Genomic DNA, 244 nt, shown 5'->3' with positions numbered 1-244 from the left:
CAGCAACCCAGGGAACCGTTCGTCGAGCATTTCGCTGCGCAGCGAATTCATGTGGGTAGTGCCGACGTTGCGCGTGTGCACCAGTCCCGCATCGCGCAAGACGCGAAAATGGTGGGACATGCTCGACTTCGGCCGCCCGCCGTCAAGCTCGCCGCAGCTGGCCTCCGCCACGCCCGCCAGGTGGCGCACAATCTCCAGGCGCACGGGGTCGCTCAGGGCGTAAAGCAGGCGCTCGAGAATCAGG

1 protein-coding gene is annotated in these 244 nt (G+C 66.0%); it reads right to left on the bottom strand.

What is annotated here, in order from left to right; translation table 11 throughout:
• Window positions 1–243, bottom strand: a 243-nt coding sequence (locus SB765_RS32885) for an ArsR/SmtB family transcription factor (protein ID WP_410932929.1), incomplete at its 3' end; no start/stop codon positions are given.
• Window position 244: the final 1 nt, after the last annotated feature.

Source organism: Pseudomonas sp. SIMBA_067 (assembly GCF_046534675.1).
GTDB lineage: Bacteria > Pseudomonadota > Gammaproteobacteria > Pseudomonadales > Pseudomonadaceae > Aquipseudomonas > Aquipseudomonas putida.
This window is presented reverse-complemented; position numbering and strand designations above follow the sequence as displayed.